The sequence below is a fragment of the Halopenitus malekzadehii genome (assembly GCF_900108505.1).
Classification (GTDB): domain Archaea; phylum Halobacteriota; class Halobacteria; order Halobacteriales; family Haloferacaceae; genus Halopenitus; species Halopenitus malekzadehii.
Map to the genome: position 1 here is coordinate 380,924 of NZ_FNWU01000001.1, position 18,507 is coordinate 399,430.

An 18,507-nucleotide genomic window follows, 5' to 3' on the forward strand; every position below is an offset into this window, starting at 1 on the left:
ATGGTTTTAAGGGTGTTCTCGTCGGCGTCCCCGTGAGGATCGCTGGCGCGGCTCGCGTCGATCCGCACGAGTGAACCACCCTCCGGCAGGAGCGTCGTTCCGCGGAATCGTCACACCGCCAGCAGGTCGCCGACCAACGCACGCGTGCCGATCGCGGTCAGACAGCCCAACCAGGTCAACACCACGAAGTGGATGTAGCCGTTCGCGGGGTTCCCGCCGTCGATCGTTCTGATCATCATCGCCGAGAGCACGGCGTTGAACAGCACGATGGTCAACAGGAGAAACTCGATGAGCGGAAGGTCGTAGACGCCGGCGTAGATGATCTGCCCGATCTCCATCGAATCCAAGGAGAGATCGGCCGAGAGATCCGTGAGGATCGCGACGATCTCGAGCCCGATGAAGAACGCGAACGTCGCCGCCGCCGTGATCCCGTAGATCAGCCCGATCAGCGTCACGGTGGACTGGCGCCGCTGTTCGCGCAGTTGGATGACGACGTTCATGTTCGCCGAGATGAGCTCGCCGAGCTGTTTGGGGTCGCCACCCATTCGCCGCCCGACCAGGTACATCTCCGAGAACTTCTGAATGAGGTACGACCGCGTATCGATCGCGAACCGCCGCCAGGCCCCCTCGGGCTCGATCCGCATCTGTAATCGGCGGTAGAGGCGCTCGATCGACGGCGAGAGCGCGCCGAAATCCTTCTCACGGAGCGACTCGAGCACCTTCGACGTCGTCGACTGCTTGGCGCTCTCGGTCGCCCCAAGCGCCCGGATGAACGACGGAAACTCCTCGTCGCGGGCGGTGATCGCCGACTCCTCACGCCGGAGGATCACCCCGGTGAAGAACAGCGGCGTCAGCGGGACACAGATGTACAGCGGAAGCGGCGTTGAATCGAGGAACCACAACAGTCCTGGAAGCCCGGGGCCGATGCCGTTCATCCCGAGGCCGGTGATCGCGATGAGCACGATCGACCCGACCGCTCCAACGCCGAGGGCGGTATAGAGCCGACGATCGCCGGGCGCACCGCCCTCCGGATGGTACCAGATCGGGTCGTACGGCGCCATCATCCGGATCACGACGTAAAAGCCCGACTGTACCAGCACGAACAGGACGATCACGGCGATCACCGTGAGCGTGGGATCGGTCCCGGTCAGGATCGGCAACACGACCGCGAACACGAGCGCGAAGGTCATGGAGAGGATCATCGACATGTACAGGTCCTTCATCACCTCCAGGTTCGCGAGCGCGGACTCATAGAGCGTCTCGTAGTTCGACAGCATCACGTCCTGTTCGGACAGCAGGAACTCCTCGAGCGGCTGGCCGGCCCCGATCGTGTAGCCGAGTCGCTCGAAGAAGTCGGCCATCGTCTTCGAGGGGACCTCCTTGGCGCGGCGGCGACACGCGTCGTCGAGACTCTGGTTCCACGTGTCGACGAGGTGGACGACGCGACCGATCTCCTCGGCGGCGACGCCGTACTCCTCCTCCCGAGAGAGCGTCCGAAACACCTCCATCCGGTCGATGTTCGTCGTCGACAGAACCGTCATGTGCGTCATCACCAGGTGGAGCTGGTTCTCGATGTGCGCCTTTCGGCTGTTGATGTAGAGTTTCGGGTACACCGCCGCCGCCGAAAAGACCACGAGCCCGATGCCGATCACGGGCAGCGTCACCGTCAGCGGCAGCGACACCGTGACGGCGACGACGGTCGAAAGGAGGAGAAACAGCGTTGCCGGGAGGAGGATGTAGCCGACGTACTCCCGCCTGTCGACGTCGAGTTTGTCGTACGACTCCAGCAGGTCCGAGACGAACTCCAGGGCGTTCGAGATTCCGGTTCCGGCCTTATCGACGGACATCCCTGACTCGATCCTCCTAGCGGCGGCTCATATCGAACGGGAGTCCCTCGATCCCGTCGCGCTGGAACACGGTGATCGCCTCGTTCACCTCGTGGTAGCCGACGATCCCCTCCTGGATCATTCGTTCCGTGAGCGACGCACGGAACTGGAGATCGTCGTAGATGTCGCGGGTGTCGGCGTAGCCGAGCAGCGTCGCGATCTGCTCTTCGAGGACGTAGGAGTTGTTCATCCCCTGGAAGACGATCTGGTCTTCAACGGGGTCCCAGCTGAACACCTCACGCGTGATGACGCCGTCCATCTCCTTGGAGTACCCCTCGATCTCCTGAACGCTCGTCACCCGGCGTAACACCTCATCGCCCTGCTTGACCCGGTTCTGGAACAGTGCGACGTCGGCGTTGTCCATGAACGTCTCGGGGACGTTGATCGGGTCGGAGGTGAACCGCTGGATCATCGAGACGATGTCGCTCGCGTGGAAGGTCAACATCACGGGGTGGCCCGTCTGGGCGGCCTGGAACGCCATCCGCCCCTCGGCGCCGCGGACCTCGCCGACGATGATGTAGTCGGGACGCGACCGCAGCGCCGCCGCGACCAGGTCGAACATATCGACGTCGACGGAGCCTTCGCCGCCGCCCTCGCGGGTCAACAGCTGCTGCCAGGTGTTGTGCGGCGGGATCACCTCCGCCGTGTCCTCCGCGGTGTAGATCTTCGAGTCCCGCGGGATGTACGAGAGGACGGCGTTGAGCGTGGTCGTCTTCCCCGATGCGGTTTCCCCGACGACGAAGACCGTCTGTTCGTTCTCCAGACACAACCAGAGGTACGCCGCAAGCTCCGGCGAGAGCGTCCCCCACTCCGTGATCTGGTTGATCGACAGCGGCGTCTCGCTGCCCTGCCGGATCGTCAGCGAGGACCCCTTGATCGAGATGTCGTCCGAGTAGATGATGTTGATGCGTGACCCGTCGGGCAGCGTCGAGTCGACGATCGGGTCCGCATCGGAAACCGGATCGCCGATCCGTTCGCCCATGTTTCGCAGCCAGTTGTCGAAGTTCGATCGGCTCCCGAAATCGACAGTGGTCTCCAACATCCCGAAGACGCTGTGGTCGACGTGACACTCGTGGGGACCGATGACGTGGATGTCCTCGTTGGCCGAGTCACGCATCACCGGTTCGAGCGGCCCGTAGCCGACGATGTCGCGTGCAAGCCGGTAACGGATGCTCTCGTAGGTCTCCGGCGTCACGGTGAGCGAGCCCCAGTCGAGCGCATGTCGGATCCGGCCGAGTCGGCCGGTTTCACCAGTCTTCACCGTGGTGACCTCCGCCAACAGCGTGTCGATCAGCTCGTTGTACTCGGCCTCCGTTTCGGGGGCTCGGTAGCCGCCGGAGACCGTCAGCAGGCGGTCCTTGACGTCGGTGAGGGTCTGTGCCTCCGCACCGGTGAGTTCCGGCTCGATGGCGTAGTACTTCGTGTCCTGGCCCAGATCGCCGTAGATGTGACAGAATATCGGTCCCCCGACCGGGTAGAGGACGTTCGGTCGGTCGGTCTCGTACTCGTCTTTCGCCTCCTCGATCAGCGTCGGGAACTCCCCCGTGATCTGCCGGAACTTCCGGAGGTGCTGCATCAGGTGTGGCCGACGCTGTGCCACCTGCCGGAGTTCCTTCGACGGTCTGACGGTACCCTGTTCTGTCATCCTGCGTTCCCCCTAGGCGACGCTCCGACTCTCGACGACGACGCCGGTCCCGGACCGGACCGAGTAGCCGATCGTGTCGCCCACCTGCTCGCCCATCCCGGCGAACCGCTTGACGCTGATCTGTCGGCGGACCTCGCTGCCGACCTCGATCATCTCGAGCTGGAGGAAGACGTCCGCGATCGCGCGGAACGGCCCGATCGCGTCCTCGTCGATCGCCGAGGGGTCGATCGTCAACACGATCACCTTCCCCTGTGAGATGACGTCCCGGAAGAAGGAGATGATCTCGAGGGCGGCCTGTCGCTCCTCGTTCTTCCGGATCAGCGACTCGAAGGTCGGGTCGTTCCGAAGGATCGAATCGAACGTGTCGATGAAGATCACGTCAGTGTTCCACATCACCTCCGCGTTCATCAGCCGGGTCAACAGCTGCATCCGTTCGCCGGCGTCCTCGGAGAACGCGCCCCCGGAGTTGAAGTCGGCGTGGAGAAACAACAGCTGCTCGTTCAACAGCGGGCGAACGACGTCGTAGGACAGCGAGTGCATCTGGTCGAGGAACCCCCGGATCGTCAGCTCCGTCGACAGCATCGTCACCGTCGCTCCCTCCTCGAGCAGCCCGTAGGCGAACCGCTGGGAGAGCGCCGACTTTCCGGCGCCGTAATCTCCCTCCATCAGAACGATGCTCCCGCGGGGGATCCCGCCGCCGAGCTCCATATTCACCCGGTCGTGGCTCTCGAGCCCCAACGACAGCAGGTTATCTCGGGGCATCGGTTTCCTCCGTTTCGGTAGTCCCTGTTTCGATGTCCTTCATCTCGGTGTCCTCCGTCTCGGCATCCTCATTCGTGTCTGAACTCGAATACTTCCTCGTCGCCGTTCACCGTCAGGTGGATCCGGTGGTCGCCCGTGTCGATCGACCCGACGTCGATCGTGTACTCGAGGACGTCCCCCCGTCCCCAGGAGTCCCCGGAACCGCCGTGCAGCGTCGTCTCGATACTTCCGGAGCCGATGAACGCGCCGTCGAAGACGATCACCGCCTCCGAACCGTCCGGGGCGAGCCGTTGTGTTCCCGTGTTCTTCACGAGCAGGGTCACCGTCTCGTTCCCCGAGTCGTAGACGTTCGAGCTGCCCGCATCCGAGACGATCGTCACGTCGGTTCGGATGTCCTCGGAGACATCCATGCTGGTCGCCTCGATCGCCGCGTTGACCCGGTCGACCTCGGTGGTCACCGTCCCGACGACGCCGGCGGCGATGACGAGGCTCGCGATGAAGAGGATCATATGTGAGATGGAGACGCTCGCCATCTAGGCGGCCACCACCGTTCCGCGGACTTGTATCCCGGATTCGGTCGCCACGAGCACCGCGTCCTCTCCATCGCTCGGCACCGAGAACCGGAGCCGTTCGCCCGGCAGCCACAGCTCCGTTTCCGTATCGCCGGTCGAGGGGTCCGCGTCCGCGCCGTAGACAGTCGTCTCGCTCGGATCCACGCTCACGTACTCGTTGTCCGCGACGAGCGTCGTTCGCGGGACCGGGATCGACTCCGCCCCCGTGTTCTCGACCGTGACGTTCAGCGACGCCCCGTCGTCGGTGGCGTTCACGAACGTCACGTCGACGTTCTCCCGCTCGAGTGCGCGCTCGTGGGACGTCTCCTGTGCGCTCGTCACCCGGTCGAATCCGTTCTCGGCAACGGGGTACATCGCCCCGAACGCGATGAACAGCCCGGCGGCGATGATGGCCGCCGACGCGGAGACGCTAATTCCCATCCGACCCCCTCCGCGATGTCGGTCGCGTCGCGTCGCGATCGACGCCGCCGAGGGTTCGATCCGGGTCCCGGTCCCCGTCCCGCCGCGGCTTCGATGGTCGGTCGTGATCGCTCGACGTCGCCGGGCTCGGTGGATGCGGATGATAGCCGTTTCCGAGGCGTTCGTCCCCGGAACCCCCGTTCTCGGGCCATTCGACTCCGGATCCTCCGACGAGGTCTGCCGGTAGCCCACCCATTCCGTGTCCGTCGTCCGGGGCCGGGCCGTCCCCTGCGGTCGGCCCGTTCTCGCCCGGGTTCCCCCCTGGAAGCAGCGCCCGGTCGGTCAGGTCGTCCCACCGGTCGACGAGCACGTCCCGCGTGGTCGCCTCGTTGAGCTGGATGATGTACCGGAGGCTCCGCGTGTGGTGGTCCCGATCGAGTTCGTCGGTTCCCGGCCGGACCACGACGTTCCGGTCCACCTGTCCGAACCCCGCGAGGAAGTCCCGTAGCCGCTCGGCGACCGACGGCGACACCCAGTCGATCCGCTCGTAATACCGGATCGCGCGCGCAGCATCCGTCACCGTCGCCGTCTCGACGAGGTACTCGAGCCACTCCATCACGAGGAGATCGCCGACGTACCCCTTCGGCAGCGAACGCAGGTACGGGTCCTGCCGGCCGGGCTCGAGGTCCTCGTCATCGACGTACTCGAAGCCGTCATCGACCTCATCCGCCGATCGTGTGTCCTCGGTCTCGCGTCGCGTCCGCTCCGTCTCGACGCGATCGGCGGATGAGTTAGAGACCTCCGGGTCCGGTTCCGGTTTCGGATCGATCGAATCGGTGGATTCCGGCTCCGGCTCCGCGCCGGTTCCGGGTTCTGGCTCGTCTGCCCGTTCGGGTTCCGCGATCGGAACCGATCCGGTGCTCATCCGCACCGGACCGGGGTTCCTCGTCGCCGTCGTGTCAGCACCGTCGCGGTCGTATTCCGCCTTGAGATCGCTGAAGCTTTTCGTCCCGTCAGCTGTTGCGTCCGGTTCCGTACGCCCCGCCGTCGGATCCGGTTTCGGTGCTGGTTCCGGTTCCGTCTCGGTCGAGTCGGCGGATTTCGGCTCCGCTTCCGGTTCCGGTTCGATCCCGTCGTTCGTCGGCTCGTTGGAGCCCTTCTCGGGCGGGTCCTCGTCGATCGGGTCCGCGTTACCACTCCCCTCGAACTCGAGATCCTGCTCCGGGTCCGTCGTCGCGTCGTTTCCCCCCTGTTCGAACAGTCCGAGCGTGGTCTCATTCCCCCCCGAATTGAACCCATTGCCGTCGAAGCCGTCCACCTCGTCGGCAAACGGGTTGACGCCCTGGGTCACCATCTCGTAGATCCCGAGCAGGTTCCGGATGTCCTCCTCGATGTCCTCGACGGTCCCCTGGACGGATTCGTTCTCCGACCGGACCGTCGAGACGGTCGCGTCGATCGCGTCGACGTCGTTCTCGAGCTCCTCGACGCGGCGCTCGAGCTCGAGCGTGTCGACCCCTCCACCGCCGTCGAGGCTGTCCCCCCAGTCGCCCCCGCCGCCGGCGTCTCCGCCGGCGTCTGCACCCGGATCCCCGCCGGTACCACCGCCACCGCCACCGGCGCCACCGCCGCCCCCGAGTCCGTTCCCCCCCGGTCCGCCGTCACCGGCGGCTCCCCCGCCGCCCAGTTCCGCCTCCAGGTCGGTCCCCCCGCCGAACCCGTCGCCGCTCAACCCGTCGCCCCCGCCGCCGTAGCCGGCGTCGTCGGACAACGGATTGGTCCCCCCCGATTCGCTGGCCTCGTCATCGCGGAGTCGGTCCAAAAAGCCGGCTCCGATGAGCCCAAGCACGGTCCCCCCCGCGACCGTCGGTAGGGCCCAGACTGATGTTTCGAGCGCCATTGTGCGTGCAAACGGCCGTCCACCACTTCAATGTACCTCTGTTATTATCAAATTTGATTCTATATGGTTGGTTAATTGATAAGATGTTCCTTGCAAGCCGGCCAGCCACCGTCGATCGGCCTCACTCGGCGGTATCGACGTCCGACCCGACCCAGTTCCACGATCCGCCGTCCTCCGTTCCGTTATCGTCCGTTCCGTCGTCGGGAGTGACCTTCGACTCGGCGTCCGTGTCGGTTTGCCGGTCGGCGGTCGGATCCGTATGTGGATCGGCATCCGGGTCCGCACTCGGACTGGTGCCCGATTCGGCTTCTCCGGTCCGGCTGCTCGTTCCAGGTGTGCCGTCGAATCCCGGAACGCGGTCGTCGGATCCGGTCGACCCGTCAGCACTTCGGGTCGAGGCTTCATCGACACCGTGCGTGCGATCGTCGACGCGATCGCCAGCGCGGGCGGGTCCGTTCCGACTGCGGTCTCCGCGGCTCCGGTCTCCATCCCCGGCCGTGTCCTGACCGGCCGCCCTCTCGTCGTGTCCGGCGGTCGCGTCGGCTCCGGCGTTCGTGTCGGCGTCGACGTCCTCGTCGGTCACGTCCGCGGCCGTCGCCGACCCATCGCCGGTGTCGATCCGGAGGCCGCCGTGGGCCTCCGCGACCCGCAACAGCTCGCCGATCGAGTCCTCCGGCGAAAGGTCGTGACGATCCAGGTACCGCTCGAGCGTGCCCGGCGGGTACTGCACCGGCAGCTCGGCGGCAGCAACCAGGATGCCGAGCGCCTCATCGGGCGGCGCCTCGCTGGCGGCGTGCCGGGTGAACCACGTGAGCAGCGTCTCGAAGGCGGCGGTGACGTCGTTCGAGACCATCCGGTGGCGAACCACCTCGTCGTCCACCGAGAGGGTCGCATCGAACCCGTACGCGAAGCCGTCCTCGGCGAAGGAGGTCGCCAGCCACCGGCTCACGTCTTGGGAGGTCACCGCGTCTCGCGGTCGCGTCCCCGAGTTCCTCTCGCCGGCGTCGCCCGCATCCGGCCCTGCGGCGGTCGACGAGGACTCGCTCGCGGCCGCGTCCGCTGCAGCGTCCGCCGTCGCCGCGTCCGCTGCAGCGTCCGCCGTCGCCGCGTCCGCTGCGGCGTCCGCGGCCACCTCCGCCACTGCTCCCTCGGCGTCGGTGACCTCGTTCAGCAGGTCCGTGAGCGAGTCCTCGTCCGGCGGCACTCGCGGCGGACCGTCGCCGGCCGAGACCACGTACCGACCGTCATCGATCTCCGTGACGCGCTCGTCGCGCGTGAAGTCGAGGTCGTCAGGGTCGAACGCGGCGCCGTCGTCGGTCATTCGTATTGTGGGTTCCGTGTAAAAACGTAATAAAGAGGGTGATCGCGTTACAGTTCGACGGCACTGCCGGAGAGTGACTCGGGCGCACGCAGTTCGACGGTGGTCACGGCGCCCGAGGGTGTGGTAATCCTGAGTTCTACTGTGTTACCCGTTGAGAGTCCAGTACTGGCGTCGTTGACTGCTTCGATGTTTGTAAGATCAAGGGTGATCTGGTACTGTTGTTCATCAGAGAGTATGTTGTCACCACTACTACTCGCTGGCTCGCTCGTAGTGAAGTTCGATCCGTCCGCACCACCGCTATTATATCCAAGCGTCGTTCCGCCGTTGCTCCCGACGAGATCGATCGTCGTCTCCGAGAGGTTGATGTCGTTTGCTCCCGGGCTCTTCGTGATCGAGATATCCGCTGTCTGCACGTTGCTTCCGTCGTGGAGCCCGACCGAATTGATCACCTGGATACGGTCGGTGACCTGTTGGGTACTTTCCTCGCCCGTTGCCTCGGACTGTTCCTGGAGGAAGCCGGCGGTGTTGATGAGCACGCCTGCGGCGATCGCGGCCACGAGCACCATCGCGATGAACACGATGAGGGTCCCGATCCCCACCTGCCCGCGTTCCTCGTCGGCGTCGGTGATGAACTCGAACATTACAGGAACACCGTATCCCCGTCGTCGAAGCTGTCCGGTGCACGCACGGTGACCGTCGTCGTTGCTCCGGATGCCGTCGTGAAGTGGAACGTCGCATCCTCTCCTTCCTCGAGTACTGCAGTGCCGAGTTGGATCTTCAAGCGATCGTTATCGCTGGTGAGTGCGGTTCCCGAATTATCACCGACACCGTGTATGTCATCCTGTGTAAGTGCTGTCGTTGATGAACCACCGGGATGAATGATCTGCACTGTTGCATCGGTGAGTTCGATTTCACTCGATCCGGGACTCTTAGTGACGGTGAAGTTGAAGGTGTTTAAATCGCTGGTACCATTAGTATCAGTATCTTCTCCAACCGTTCCGATCACCTGGACTCGATCGGTGACCTGCTGGGTACTTTCCTCGCCCGTTGCTTCGGACTGCTCTTGGAGGAAGCCGGCGGTGTTGATGAGCACGCCCGCGGCGATCGCGGCCACGAGCACCATCGCGATGAACACGATGAGGGTCCCGATCCCCACCTGCCCGCGTTCCTCGTCTTCCGTTATGCGTTCGAACATTGTGTCTACGCCCGTGGTCTCCGCACGGACATACTCGCCACGAGGGAGACACCCCGCATAAACCCTCGTCCCCGATTTTCACATATGATAATAAACTGCAGTCGTGCGGTTTGGGTCGGATCCGGCCCTGGATCGGCGTCATTCGGGCTCGTTTCGGGTGGCGCGAGATATCGATCCTGAGGCCGTATGACGCCGGATCGATGCGGGACCCGTTTCCGCCCCGTCGTTCCCGATCGGTTCCGATCCACGCTTCCCGGTCTGTTTCGGCCCTCCTTCGGTTGGGAACCCATCGCTTGCTCAGCCCCGGTTTATATTTCACCCCGGCGTCGTTGGATCGGTATGATCCTCGATTCGATGGTGATGGCGGGGGGCGTGATCGCCGTTCTGTTGTGCTGTAGCGCGTTCTTCTCGGCCAGCGAGATCGCGATCTTCTCGCTGGAGCGCCACCGGATCGCGGCGTTGGCCTCGGGACCCGATCCCGACGGCGCCGCCTTGGCGCGGCTGCGCGAGGACCCCCACCGACTGCTCGTGACGATCCTGGTGGGCAACAACGTGGTCAACATCACGATGGCCAGCCTGGCGACGGCCACCCTGGCGGCCGCCTACGGCCCCGGCGCGGGCGTCACGATCGCCACCGCCGCGATGTCGGTGTTGATACTGGTCGTCGGCGAGATCGCTCCCAAATCCTACGGGGTCGCCAACGCCGAGCGCATCGCCCTCCTGGTCGCCCGCCCGATCGCCGTCTTCGAGCGCGTCATCTCCCCGGTGGTGACCGTCTTCGAGGGCGTCGTCTCAGTGCTCGACCGGCTGACGGGATCGCAGCCCGCCGCTGCGACCGAGCTCACCCGGGCCGAGCTCGAGCGGCTGATCGCCACCGGCGAGGACGTCGGCGCGATCGACGACCGCGAGCGCCGGATGGTGCAGGGCGTCTTCGACCTGGAGACGACGAGCGTCCGCGAGGTGCTCGTCCCCCGCCCGAACGTGATCGCGGTGGCCGAGACCACGTCACTTTCGGCGATCGTCGGCCTGTGCGCCGACGAACGCGTCACGCGGGTGCCCGTGTACCGTGATTCCCTCGATGACGTGGTCGGGATCGTCGACGTCCGCGACGCCGAGCGCGCACTCCGGGAGGGGCTGTCGCTCGCGGACGTCCTCCGCGAACCGGTCATCGTGCCCGATTCCCGGCGCGTCGACGCGCTGCTCGCCGAGCTCCAGACCCGGCGTTCCCCGATGGCCGTCGTGGTCAACGAGTACGGCGAGACCGAGGGGATCGTCACGATCGAGGACGTCCTCGAGGAGATCGTCGGCGAGATCGCGGAGGTCGGCGAGCCGCGCAGCCTGCGCCACACCGACGACGGCCTGCTCGTCAACGGCGAGGTGACCGTCGGCGAGGTGAACGACGCCCTCGGAATCGACCTCCCGCGCGCCGGTGATTACGAGACGATCGCCGGACTCGTCACCGCCCGCCTCGGTCGGCTCGGGGAGGTCGGCGACGTTGTGGCGGTTCCCGAGGCCGGCGTGTCGATCGCCGTCGAGGAGACCGATCGGAACCGTATCGAGCAGGTTCGCGTGCGGCGGGACGACGCAGTCCCGGATGGGACGACACACGACGAGTCGGGGACGTAGGTCGACCGGCTGCGACGCCTCCGAGTGATCCGCGTCTTCGGTGCCGCCGCTATTCTCGCCGCCTGCCACGCCCGCTACTCCGCGTTGCCGGCCACGCCCGCGGCGCACTCGCGGATCAGGCCGTCGAGGGTCTCCGGCGTCGTGGGGTGGTATGCGCGGTCCGGGATCTCCCGGACGTCGAGTTCCATCTCGACGGCGAGCTGGAGCGTCTTCGCCATCACGTCGGCGTGATGGTGGAGGCCCTGCCAGCCGAGCACCGTCCCGTCGTCGGCGTCGACGACGAGCCGGCCCAGCCCGTGGGGCACGTCCTTGGACTTGAAGACGCCGTCGTCGTTGGCCTGCCGGGTCGCCGTGACGATCGAGTGACCGGCCTCGACGGCCGACCGGGGAGTGTGGCCGACCCGGGCGAACGGGTAGACCGCGGCGCCCGAGAATATCACGTGGTGGTGGACGTTCCCGTACGGTTCGATCGGCTCGCCGCGTGCGTGCGAGAGGACGTTCTCCGCCGTTTGATACCCCTGCTCCTTGGCGACGTGGAGGATCGGCTCGCGGCCGTTGGCGTCGCCGACCACGAAGGTTCGGTCGTCGTTCGGGGGCCGCATCGTCGCGTCGATCCAGTCGTCCGCCGGCGACAGCGACGTGTGCTCGAGCCCGAGCCGGTCGAGGTTCGGCACCCGACCGGTGAAACAGAAGATCGACTCGGCTTCGACCGGATCGGGGGCCGCGTTCCCGTCAGCGTCGACCAGATCGAGGCGGATCCCGTCGTCGGTCTCCGTGACGCGCTCCTCGAAGACCTCCGTCCGGATCTCGATGTCGAACTCCTCGCGGTAGATGTCGAGGAGCGCGTCGCCGAACTCGGGGTCGGCCTCGTCGATCGGGCGCTCGTCGTGTTCGATCACGGTGAGATCGACGCCAGCCTCCGCCAGGTACGGCGCCATCTCCAGGCCGACGTACCCGAACCCGAGCAGAACCGCCGACTCCGGCAGCTCGGTCGCGTGCAGCAGGTCCTTGCTCGTGTGGTACCCCGCCTCCTCGAGTCCCGGAATATCGGGAACGTTCGGGACCGACCCCGTCGCGATCACGACGTAGTCCGCCTCGATCGTCCGGCCGTCGACCTCGATCGTGTGGTCGTCGACGAACGTCGCGGGTGCGTGGATGAACTCCGCGTTCTCGTCGTCCGCGATCTCGTGGATCGAGTCGCGCCGGTGGCCGGCCCAGCCGCGCGTCCGGTCATTCTTCTCCGCGACGATCCGGTCCAGATCGAGCCCGTGTGGCTCGCCGGTCAGCCGGTCGTCGACGCGACCCTGGAACCGGTGGCCGGCCGCCGAGAGAAGCTCCTTCGAGGGCATACATCCCTCGAGGATGCAGAGTCCCCCGCCGGGCTCGCCGTCGTCGATGAGCGTGAGCTGGTCGATCCGCGTTCCGACGGCGGGGGCAAGCCCCTCCGCGACTGCGGCGCCGGCGCTCCCGTACGCGCCGATCACGACTACGTGCATACCGATCCTCGCGCTCGGGCGGTAGTAAGCGTTGTCCACCGCGCCCGCGTCGTCGGCCTTCCTCGTGACCGTGATCGCCCACCATCGCGCGATCGCGTCACCGTCACCCTCACCGTCGCCGACGTCGACTCACCGCTCCGTCGCGTCGTGGTCCGCGATCACGGCGTCGACCTCCTCGCCGGTAACGATGGCCGTTCCGCCGTCGATCCGACCGGTCACCGCCGCGGTGGCTTCGCCCCGCTCGAGCGCGTCCGAGACGTCGCCGCCCGCGATCCGTTCCGCCAGGAATCCCGCGACGAACGCGTCATCGGTGCCGTCGGGGTCGCGATGGGCGCCGTCGATGGCGGGCCCCTCGTGGACCGACCCCGCGGCGATCGCGACCGCGCCCGCCCCCTCGCGCGTGAGGACGACGGTCTCGAGGTCGAACTCGGTGCGCAGCGAGTGGACGATCTCGACCGCATCGCCCTCACACGACAACACCGTTCGGGCCTCGTGTCGCGACACGAACAGCGTGTCCACGTGGTCGAACGCGTCCCGGTAGATGTCGGCAGCTGGTTCGGCTCCGCCGTTCCGGTCGCGACCCCTCTGCCGGTTCCGCCGGTCCTCACCCGTCGATCGGCTCCCGTGGCGGAGCGCGAACGACCGGCGAACGCCTGCCTCGCCGGCGGTGGCGAGCAGGTCGAGCGCGGTCGAGCGCGCCCGGTCCGAGGCGGCAAGCGTCGCGCCGCTCGTGTGAAACCGGTCGGTCGACTCCACCACGCCGCCCGGCAGCTCCCCCGGGGTGATCGTGGTGAACGCGGACCCATCACGGTCGTCGATCGCCGCGGTCACGCGTGCGTTCGCGCCGCGATCATCATACACCGTCCCGACGCGGTCGGCGTCGCCGTCCGCCCAGGCGACGCCGGTCCGGACGCCGTGGCCACGAAGCGCCGCCACGACCCGGCGTCCAAGCGCCGAGTCCGGCAGTTTCGAGAGCCAGGCTGCGTCGACGCCGAGCCGTGCGGCCCCGACCGCCACGTTGCTTTCCGGTCCGCTCACCCGGACGTCCAGGGACGGGGCCGTTTCGAGTCGATCGCCACGCGGCGGCGAGAGTCGAACCGTCGTCTCCCCGAACGTCACCAGATCCGTCACCGCTCCCACTCCATACAGAGTCACTCAGAAGCCGGGTATATATGTGGTACGGCCGAACGAGTCGCTGTACTATCAGGACGAACCGTCCGTCATCGCCCCGGCCGCCCCGTCAGTCACGCCGCCGCCCCGCGTGGCCGGGATAGTCCCGCTCGAACCGGTCGGCGATCTCCCCGTCGTCGAACGCGATGATCACGGGCCGGCCGTGCGGGCACGCGTAGGGGTTCATACAGTCGTCGAGCGCCGCGAGAAGCTCGACGATCGACCCCTCGGTCAGCGACGTGTTGCCGGTCACGGACGGGTAGCACGCGAGATCCGCGAGCAGCTCGTCGACCACGTCGCTGACGGGCGCGTCGTCCGCGCTCGTCTCGTCGACGAGCGACCCGAGCACGTCCCGGAGGAGTTCCGGATCGAGCGTCGCGTCGAAGACTGCGGGCACCGCCTTGACGACGATCTCCCGATCGCCGGCCCGCTCGGCACGGAACCCGACCTCGTCAAGGTCGCCGAGGAACTCCTTGAACAGCGCCGCCTCCCGGGCGGTCACCTCGATCGACACCGGCTCCGCGAGCGCCTGGGCGGGGGCGCCGTCGGCGAACACGTCCTGGAGCCGCTCGTAGTTGACGCGCTCGTCGGCCGCGTGTTGATCGATGAGTACCAATCCCTCGGGGGACTCCGCGACCACGTACGTCTCCCGATGCTGGCCGAGTATCCGCAGCCGCGGCAGCGAGTCGTAGGCCCGCTCGACGGCGGTCGTTCCATCGATCGGTCCCGTCTCGCCCGCTTCAGCGGTCGCGGGATTAGTGGCCGCGGGATCAGTGGCCGCAGGATCAGCGGCCGCAGGATCAGCGGCCGCAGGATCAGCGGCCGTGGGATCAGCGGTCGATCCCGCGGAGCCGTCCCCGGCGCCCGGGAGCGTCCCCTGGTCGGTCGGCGCACGGATCGAGCCCGAATCGCGGTCCGTCCTGTCGGGCGTCCCGACCGAATCGGTTCGGTCCGGTTCGGTCGCCCCGGCGTTCGTTTCCGTCTCCGCGGTCGTCTCGCTTTTCGCCGTGTTCGTCTCGCCCTCGACGTCCCCTGACGCGGCTCCATCCTCGTCCGATTGCCACCGCCTCGGTGACGGCGGGGTCGCGGCGTCAGCGTCGGCGTCGGCGTCGATTGACGCGTCATCCGTCATCGTTCCGGATTCGGGCCTGGGCGTCGGGTCGGAGTCGCCGAGTCCGGAGACGGACCAGGCGTCTCCGTCCGTCGGGGAGACCTCGCTCACCCCACCACCGTCCGCACCGTCAGGGTCGTCCGTCGCGTTCGCCTCCGTCGCGTCCGCGCCTCCCGCAGCGTCCGCAACCTGCTCGTGTCGGGTCCCGGCGCCGCCGACCGCCTCCTCGTCGGCGGACGCGCCCTCGCCCGGTGACACGCTCGTCTCCGCGGGCGCCGATCGACCACGGGGTGCCGTCGACCGGATCACGCCGTGGTCGAGGAGTGCCGACTCGACCGCCGCCGAGACGGTCTCACGCACCGCCGCCGGCTCGTCGAACCGAATCTCGAGCTTGCGAGGATGTACGTTCACGTCCACCGTTCCGGCCGGCAGCTCGACGAACAGGACGGCGAAGGGGTACCGATCCGGCGCGAGCTGGCCGCCGTAGGCGTCGACGACCGCATTCCGAAGGATGCTCGTGGTCACGTAGCGGTCGTTGACGAACGTCGAGAGATACTCCCGGTTCGCCCGCGTCGTCTCCGGGTGCGAGACGAGCCCGTGCACGCGCTCGATCGGCGTGCCGGCCAGGGGGGATGAGGATTCTGATTCGCCGGGGTCCGGCGTCTCGTCGTCCACCGTGTACTCGACGGGGATCATCGACGTCGCGACGTCGCGGCCGTAGACCGCGAGCACCGCGCTCTCGAGGTCGCCGTTTCCCTGGGTGGCGAACGTCTCCCGCCCGTCGTGTTCGAGCGACACCGCGACGTCGGGGTTCGCGAGCGCATACTGCGTGACGACCCGGTTGACGTGGTCGAACTCCGTGGCGTTCGTCTTGAGGAACTTCCGTCGGGCCGGCGTGTTGAAGAACAGATCCGCGACCTCCACGGTCGTTCCGACCGGACAGCCGGCCGGCTGAACCGCGCCGACCTCGCCGCCCTCGACGGTCAGCTCCGCTCCGGCGTCCGGTGCGACATCGACGTCGGTCCGTCCTCCGTCCCCCTCGTCGCCGCGCACGGAGTCGTGTGCGTCCGGTCGAGGTCGCGACCTGACGGTCAGCCGGGAGACCGCGCCGATCGTGTACAGCGCCTCGCCCCGGAAGCCGAGCGTTCCCACCCCTGCATCCAGGTCCTCAATGTCGGCGATCTTCGAGGTCGCGTGTTCGGCGACCGCGTCGGGCAGTTGCGCCGGTGGAATGCCGACACCGTTATCACGCACCCGAATTCGGGAGGTACCCCCATCGGTCACCGACACCGCGATCCGGTCCGCACCGGCGTCCAGGGCGTTCTCAACGAGTTCCTTGACCACCGACGCCGGCCGTTCGACGACCTCGCCGGCGGCGATCCGCTGTACCGTCCGCTCGTCGAGGTGTCGGATCGACGACGCGTCGGAGCCGCTCGCGGACCCCGTTCCGGGTTCGCCCTCGTTCATACATCCCTCGTCGGCGGGCGGTCCACTTGAACGTGCGGTCGTGCCGTCAGTTGTTACAGGGTCGGTAACACCCCCACGGGGGATGAGACAGCCGACAGCGGATACATATAGGTCGTCGCCGCGCAAACGGTGACTCGCGAGCGACCGGCGATGCTCGCGATGCCGCCGTCTGACGAAACGGCCCTCCTGCCGCCCTACCACGTGGAAATCCCGTGATCGGCGGCGCGTTCACGCGACGTCCGATTCATCCCCGATATCGGCATCGGCATCCATACCGTCGCGTCCGGTCGGATCGCTTCCGTCGTCGACCACGTCCTCGAGCGGCCGTGATCGATCCTGGACGCGATCGAACCACCCGAGCGCCCACTCGTGGACCGATTCGTCGGTACACTCGAACAGGGCCCGTGGCGTGTTCTGGTCGTCGTAGGCCATCAGACACGTCCGTGGCCCTTCGCGGTCGGTGAACAGGCCGACCGGCAGCGGATCGGGATGGACGCGTACCGACACGTCACAGCGGTCGAGCGCCCGCTTGAACGCCTCGGGAAACGACTCGGTCGACGTCTCGAGGACGCGTTCGTCTATCACGAGCTGGATGCTCGTTTCCCGCCCGAGCAGCTCCATCGCGGCCTCGTTGAACGTCCGCGAGACGATGGGCGAGACGCTCCTGACGGCGGCGCTTTCGGTCTCCTCGAACCGATCGATCAGCCGGTCGACCGGCGCCAACGGGTCCTGGGCCGAGGCCACCGTCAGCGATCCGTGTTCGAAGGCCGCCGACGGCAGCTCCGTGGCGATCGGTTCGGCGTTGGCGGCGAACGGCGCGAACTCTCGCGCCCGCGCGGTCGCGTCAAGCAGGTTCTCGTAGGCGTCACACACCCGTTCGCCGGTCGCGGTCAGCCGGTAGGTCGCGTCCCGTTCGACCACCCATCGGCGCTCCCGAAACCCCGCAAGCACGCGTTGGACCGTCGTTCGCGTCGACTCGACGCGTCGCGTGATCGCCGCCGGGCGCAGCGGCTCCTCGCGGATCGCCCGGAGTATCGCGATCCGTCCGGGCGACCCCGCGAGATAGCGGACGTCCTCGTGTGCGTCCTCGCTCGGCATCGGTCGCGTGTTCGGCAAAGGTCCTCAAATACGTGTCGCCACGGGCGAGACGTCCCCTCGATCGGCGCCTCGACCGGCGTTCTCGAGGCGGGTTTTCACGACCGGTTCGGGACGCCGTCGACCGTGCCCGCCTCCACACGCCGTCGACCGTGCCCGCCTCCGCACGCCGTCACGCCCACGGCGTTGCGACGATCGTCATCGTGGTCCTCGTTCCCGCCCGGCGGATACGGATCTCGAACGCGACCGCCACGATCGTCGTCGTTCCCGCACGGTCCTGTACGACGACGCCGCGATCCGCCTCGCAGGCGCCGAAGACGCGGTTCGGGCCGCCCGGGCACGCCGACTCGGCACGCGACGTTGCGACGGCGGGTGCGACCGTGACGGCGAGTACCGTCCCGTCCTCGAGGGATGCCCCCTCGATCACGTCAAGATCGGCGTCGAGGCCGTCGCGGTACGCGGACACCGCCTCGTCGCGGGCGCTCCACTCGTAGGATCCGGCGATGTCGCCCTCCCGGACCGTAACCGTCCGATCGATCGTCTCGATGACCGACGATCCGGTTCCGCTTTCGGGCCCCGCTCCGCCGGCGGCCCCCGATGTCTCGGTCGTTTCGACGGCCGGTTCGCCGTCGATGTCGCCCGCATACCCGAGTTGTAGATATGCGAGCGACAGCGGCACGAGCGCCAGCGCGAGCGTCACCGCCGCGAGCAGGACGAGCTGGCCGCGGTCGTGGCCGCCCGAGCCCGATCGCCCCGTTCGGGGTAGGGTCATCGCTCACCCCCGTCACCGTGTCGCGGATCCGGCGATCGCCGTTCGTTTCGCCTCACCGCGAGCCGTCCCGAACGTCTCACCGCGAGCCGTCTT

Annotated in this window: 15 protein-coding genes; 1 reads left to right on the forward strand and 14 read right to left on the reverse strand. The window is 67.2% G+C overall.

The window, feature by feature from the left end; translation table 11 throughout:
* Positions 1-110: 110 nt before the first annotated feature.
* From flaJ to BLW38_RS02035, 9 genes are all read right to left on the reverse strand, one after another.
* The gene (gene flaJ / locus BLW38_RS01995) at positions 111-1,847 is read right to left on the reverse strand and encodes an archaellar assembly protein FlaJ (protein ID WP_092813542.1); all 1,737 of its coding nucleotides are present in this window, start codon (positions 1,845-1,847) and stop codon (positions 111-113) included.
* 16 nt (positions 1,848-1,863) lie between these two features.
* The gene (locus BLW38_RS02000) at positions 1,864-3,531 is read right to left on the reverse strand and encodes a type II/IV secretion system ATPase subunit (RefSeq protein WP_092813545.1); all 1,668 of its coding nucleotides are present in this window, start codon (positions 3,529-3,531) and stop codon (positions 1,864-1,866) included.
* A 12-nt stretch (positions 3,532-3,543) separates the two neighbouring features.
* Positions 3,544-4,293: an ATPase domain-containing protein gene (locus BLW38_RS02005; protein ID WP_092813548.1), complete on the reverse strand. Its 750-nt coding sequence runs from the start codon at positions 4,291-4,293 to the stop codon at positions 3,544-3,546.
* 68 nt (positions 4,294-4,361) lie between these two features.
* A complete protein-coding gene (locus BLW38_RS02010; protein WP_092813551.1) occupies positions 4,362-4,826 on the reverse strand; it encodes a flagellar protein G in 465 nt (154 codons plus the stop codon).
* On the reverse strand, positions 4,827-5,285 hold the full coding sequence (locus tag BLW38_RS02015) for a hypothetical protein (protein ID WP_092813554.1): 459 nt from the start codon (positions 5,283-5,285) through the stop codon (positions 4,827-4,829).
* On the reverse strand, positions 5,275-7,161 hold the full coding sequence (locus tag BLW38_RS02020) for a FlaD/FlaE family flagellar protein (protein ID WP_092813557.1): 1,887 nt from the start codon (positions 7,159-7,161) through the stop codon (positions 5,275-5,277). The genes BLW38_RS02015 and BLW38_RS02020 overlap by 11 nt, the downstream gene beginning before the upstream one ends.
* Before the next feature lie 121 nt (positions 7,162-7,282).
* Positions 7,283-8,482 carry a DUF7500 family protein gene (locus BLW38_RS16105; protein WP_177167398.1) on the reverse strand — a complete coding sequence of 400 codons (1,200 nt, stop codon included), beginning with the start codon at positions 8,480-8,482 and terminating at the stop codon, positions 7,283-7,285.
* A gap of 47 nt (positions 8,483-8,529) precedes the next feature.
* Positions 8,530-9,123, reverse strand: coding sequence for an archaellin/type IV pilin N-terminal domain-containing protein (locus tag BLW38_RS02030; RefSeq protein ID WP_092813560.1), 594 nt, complete (start codon positions 9,121-9,123; stop codon positions 8,530-8,532).
* Positions 9,123-9,677: an archaellin/type IV pilin N-terminal domain-containing protein gene (locus BLW38_RS02035; protein WP_092813563.1), complete on the reverse strand. Its 555-nt coding sequence runs from the start codon at positions 9,675-9,677 to the stop codon at positions 9,123-9,125. The genes BLW38_RS02030 and BLW38_RS02035 overlap by 1 nt, the downstream gene beginning before the upstream one ends.
* Before the next feature lie 339 nt (positions 9,678-10,016).
* On the opposite strand from BLW38_RS02035, the gene BLW38_RS02040 reads away from it, so the two are divergent.
* Positions 10,017-11,303 carry a hemolysin family protein gene (locus tag BLW38_RS02040; protein ID WP_177167399.1) on the forward strand — a complete coding sequence of 429 codons (1,287 nt, stop codon included), beginning with the start codon at positions 10,017-10,019 and terminating at the stop codon, positions 11,301-11,303.
* A gap of 74 nt (positions 11,304-11,377) precedes the next feature.
* On the opposite strand, the gene BLW38_RS02045 is transcribed toward BLW38_RS02040, so the two are convergent.
* From BLW38_RS02045 to BLW38_RS02065, 5 genes are all read right to left on the reverse strand, one after another.
* Positions 11,378-12,799 (reverse strand): dihydrolipoyl dehydrogenase family protein, encoded by a 1,422-nt coding sequence (locus tag BLW38_RS02045; RefSeq protein ID WP_092813569.1) that lies wholly within the window; start codon positions 12,797-12,799, stop codon positions 11,378-11,380.
* 129 nt (positions 12,800-12,928) lie between these two features.
* Positions 12,929-13,939: a sugar kinase gene (locus BLW38_RS02050; RefSeq protein WP_177167434.1), complete on the reverse strand. Its 1,011-nt coding sequence runs from the start codon at positions 13,937-13,939 to the stop codon at positions 12,929-12,931.
* A gap of 100 nt (positions 13,940-14,039) precedes the next feature.
* Positions 14,040-16,547 carry a DNA mismatch repair endonuclease MutL gene (mutL, locus tag BLW38_RS02055; RefSeq protein WP_092813572.1) on the reverse strand — a complete coding sequence of 836 codons (2,508 nt, stop codon included), beginning with the start codon at positions 16,545-16,547 and terminating at the stop codon, positions 14,040-14,042.
* Between the two features lie 228 nt (positions 16,548-16,775).
* The gene (locus BLW38_RS02060) at positions 16,776-17,645 is read right to left on the reverse strand and encodes a helix-turn-helix transcriptional regulator (RefSeq protein WP_092813576.1); all 870 of its coding nucleotides are present in this window, start codon (positions 17,643-17,645) and stop codon (positions 16,776-16,778) included.
* Positions 17,646-17,814: 169 nt separating this feature from the next.
* A complete protein-coding gene (locus BLW38_RS02065) occupies positions 17,815-18,414 on the reverse strand; it encodes a DUF7261 family protein (protein WP_092813579.1) in 600 nt (199 codons plus the stop codon).
* Positions 18,415-18,507 lie beyond the last annotated feature (93 nt).

Coding starts and splice junctions, on each gene's coding strand:
- BLW38_RS02015 (WP_092813554.1), bottom strand. CDS start 5,285: ATGGGAATTAGCGTCTCCGCGTCGGCGGCCATCATCGCCGCCGGGCTG.
- BLW38_RS02010 (WP_092813551.1), bottom strand. CDS start 4,826: ATGGCGAGCGTCTCCATCTCACATATGATCCTCTTCATCGCGAGCCTC.
- BLW38_RS02060 (WP_092813576.1), bottom strand. CDS start 17,645: ATGCCGAGCGAGGACGCACACGAGGACGTCCGCTATCTCGCGGGGTCG.
- BLW38_RS02035 (WP_092813563.1), bottom strand. CDS start 9,677: ATGTTCGAACGCATAACGGAAGACGAGGAACGCGGGCAGGTGGGGATC.
- BLW38_RS02040 (WP_177167399.1), top strand. CDS start 10,017: ATGATCCTCGATTCGATGGTGATGGCGGGGGGCGTGATCGCCGTTCTG.
- mutL (WP_092813572.1), bottom strand. CDS start 16,547: ATGAACGAGGGCGAACCCGGAACGGGGTCCGCGAGCGGCTCCGACGCG.
- flaJ (WP_092813542.1), bottom strand. CDS start 1,847: ATGTCCGTCGATAAGGCCGGAACCGGAATCTCGAACGCCCTGGAGTTC.
- BLW38_RS02065 (WP_092813579.1), bottom strand. CDS start 18,414: ATGACCCTACCCCGAACGGGGCGATCGGGCTCGGGCGGCCACGACCGC.
- BLW38_RS02020 (WP_092813557.1), bottom strand. CDS start 7,161: ATGGCGCTCGAAACATCAGTCTGGGCCCTACCGACGGTCGCGGGGGGG.
- BLW38_RS02030 (WP_092813560.1), bottom strand. CDS start 9,123: ATGTTCGAGTTCATCACCGACGCCGACGAGGAACGCGGGCAGGTGGGG.
- BLW38_RS02045 (WP_092813569.1), bottom strand. CDS start 12,799: ATGCACGTAGTCGTGATCGGCGCGTACGGGAGCGCCGGCGCCGCAGTC.
- BLW38_RS02005 (WP_092813548.1), bottom strand. CDS start 4,293: ATGCCCCGAGATAACCTGCTGTCGTTGGGGCTCGAGAGCCACGACCGG.
- BLW38_RS02000 (WP_092813545.1), bottom strand. CDS start 3,531: ATGACAGAACAGGGTACCGTCAGACCGTCGAAGGAACTCCGGCAGGTG.
- BLW38_RS16105 (WP_177167398.1), bottom strand. CDS start 8,482: ATGACCGACGACGGCGCCGCGTTCGACCCTGACGACCTCGACTTCACG.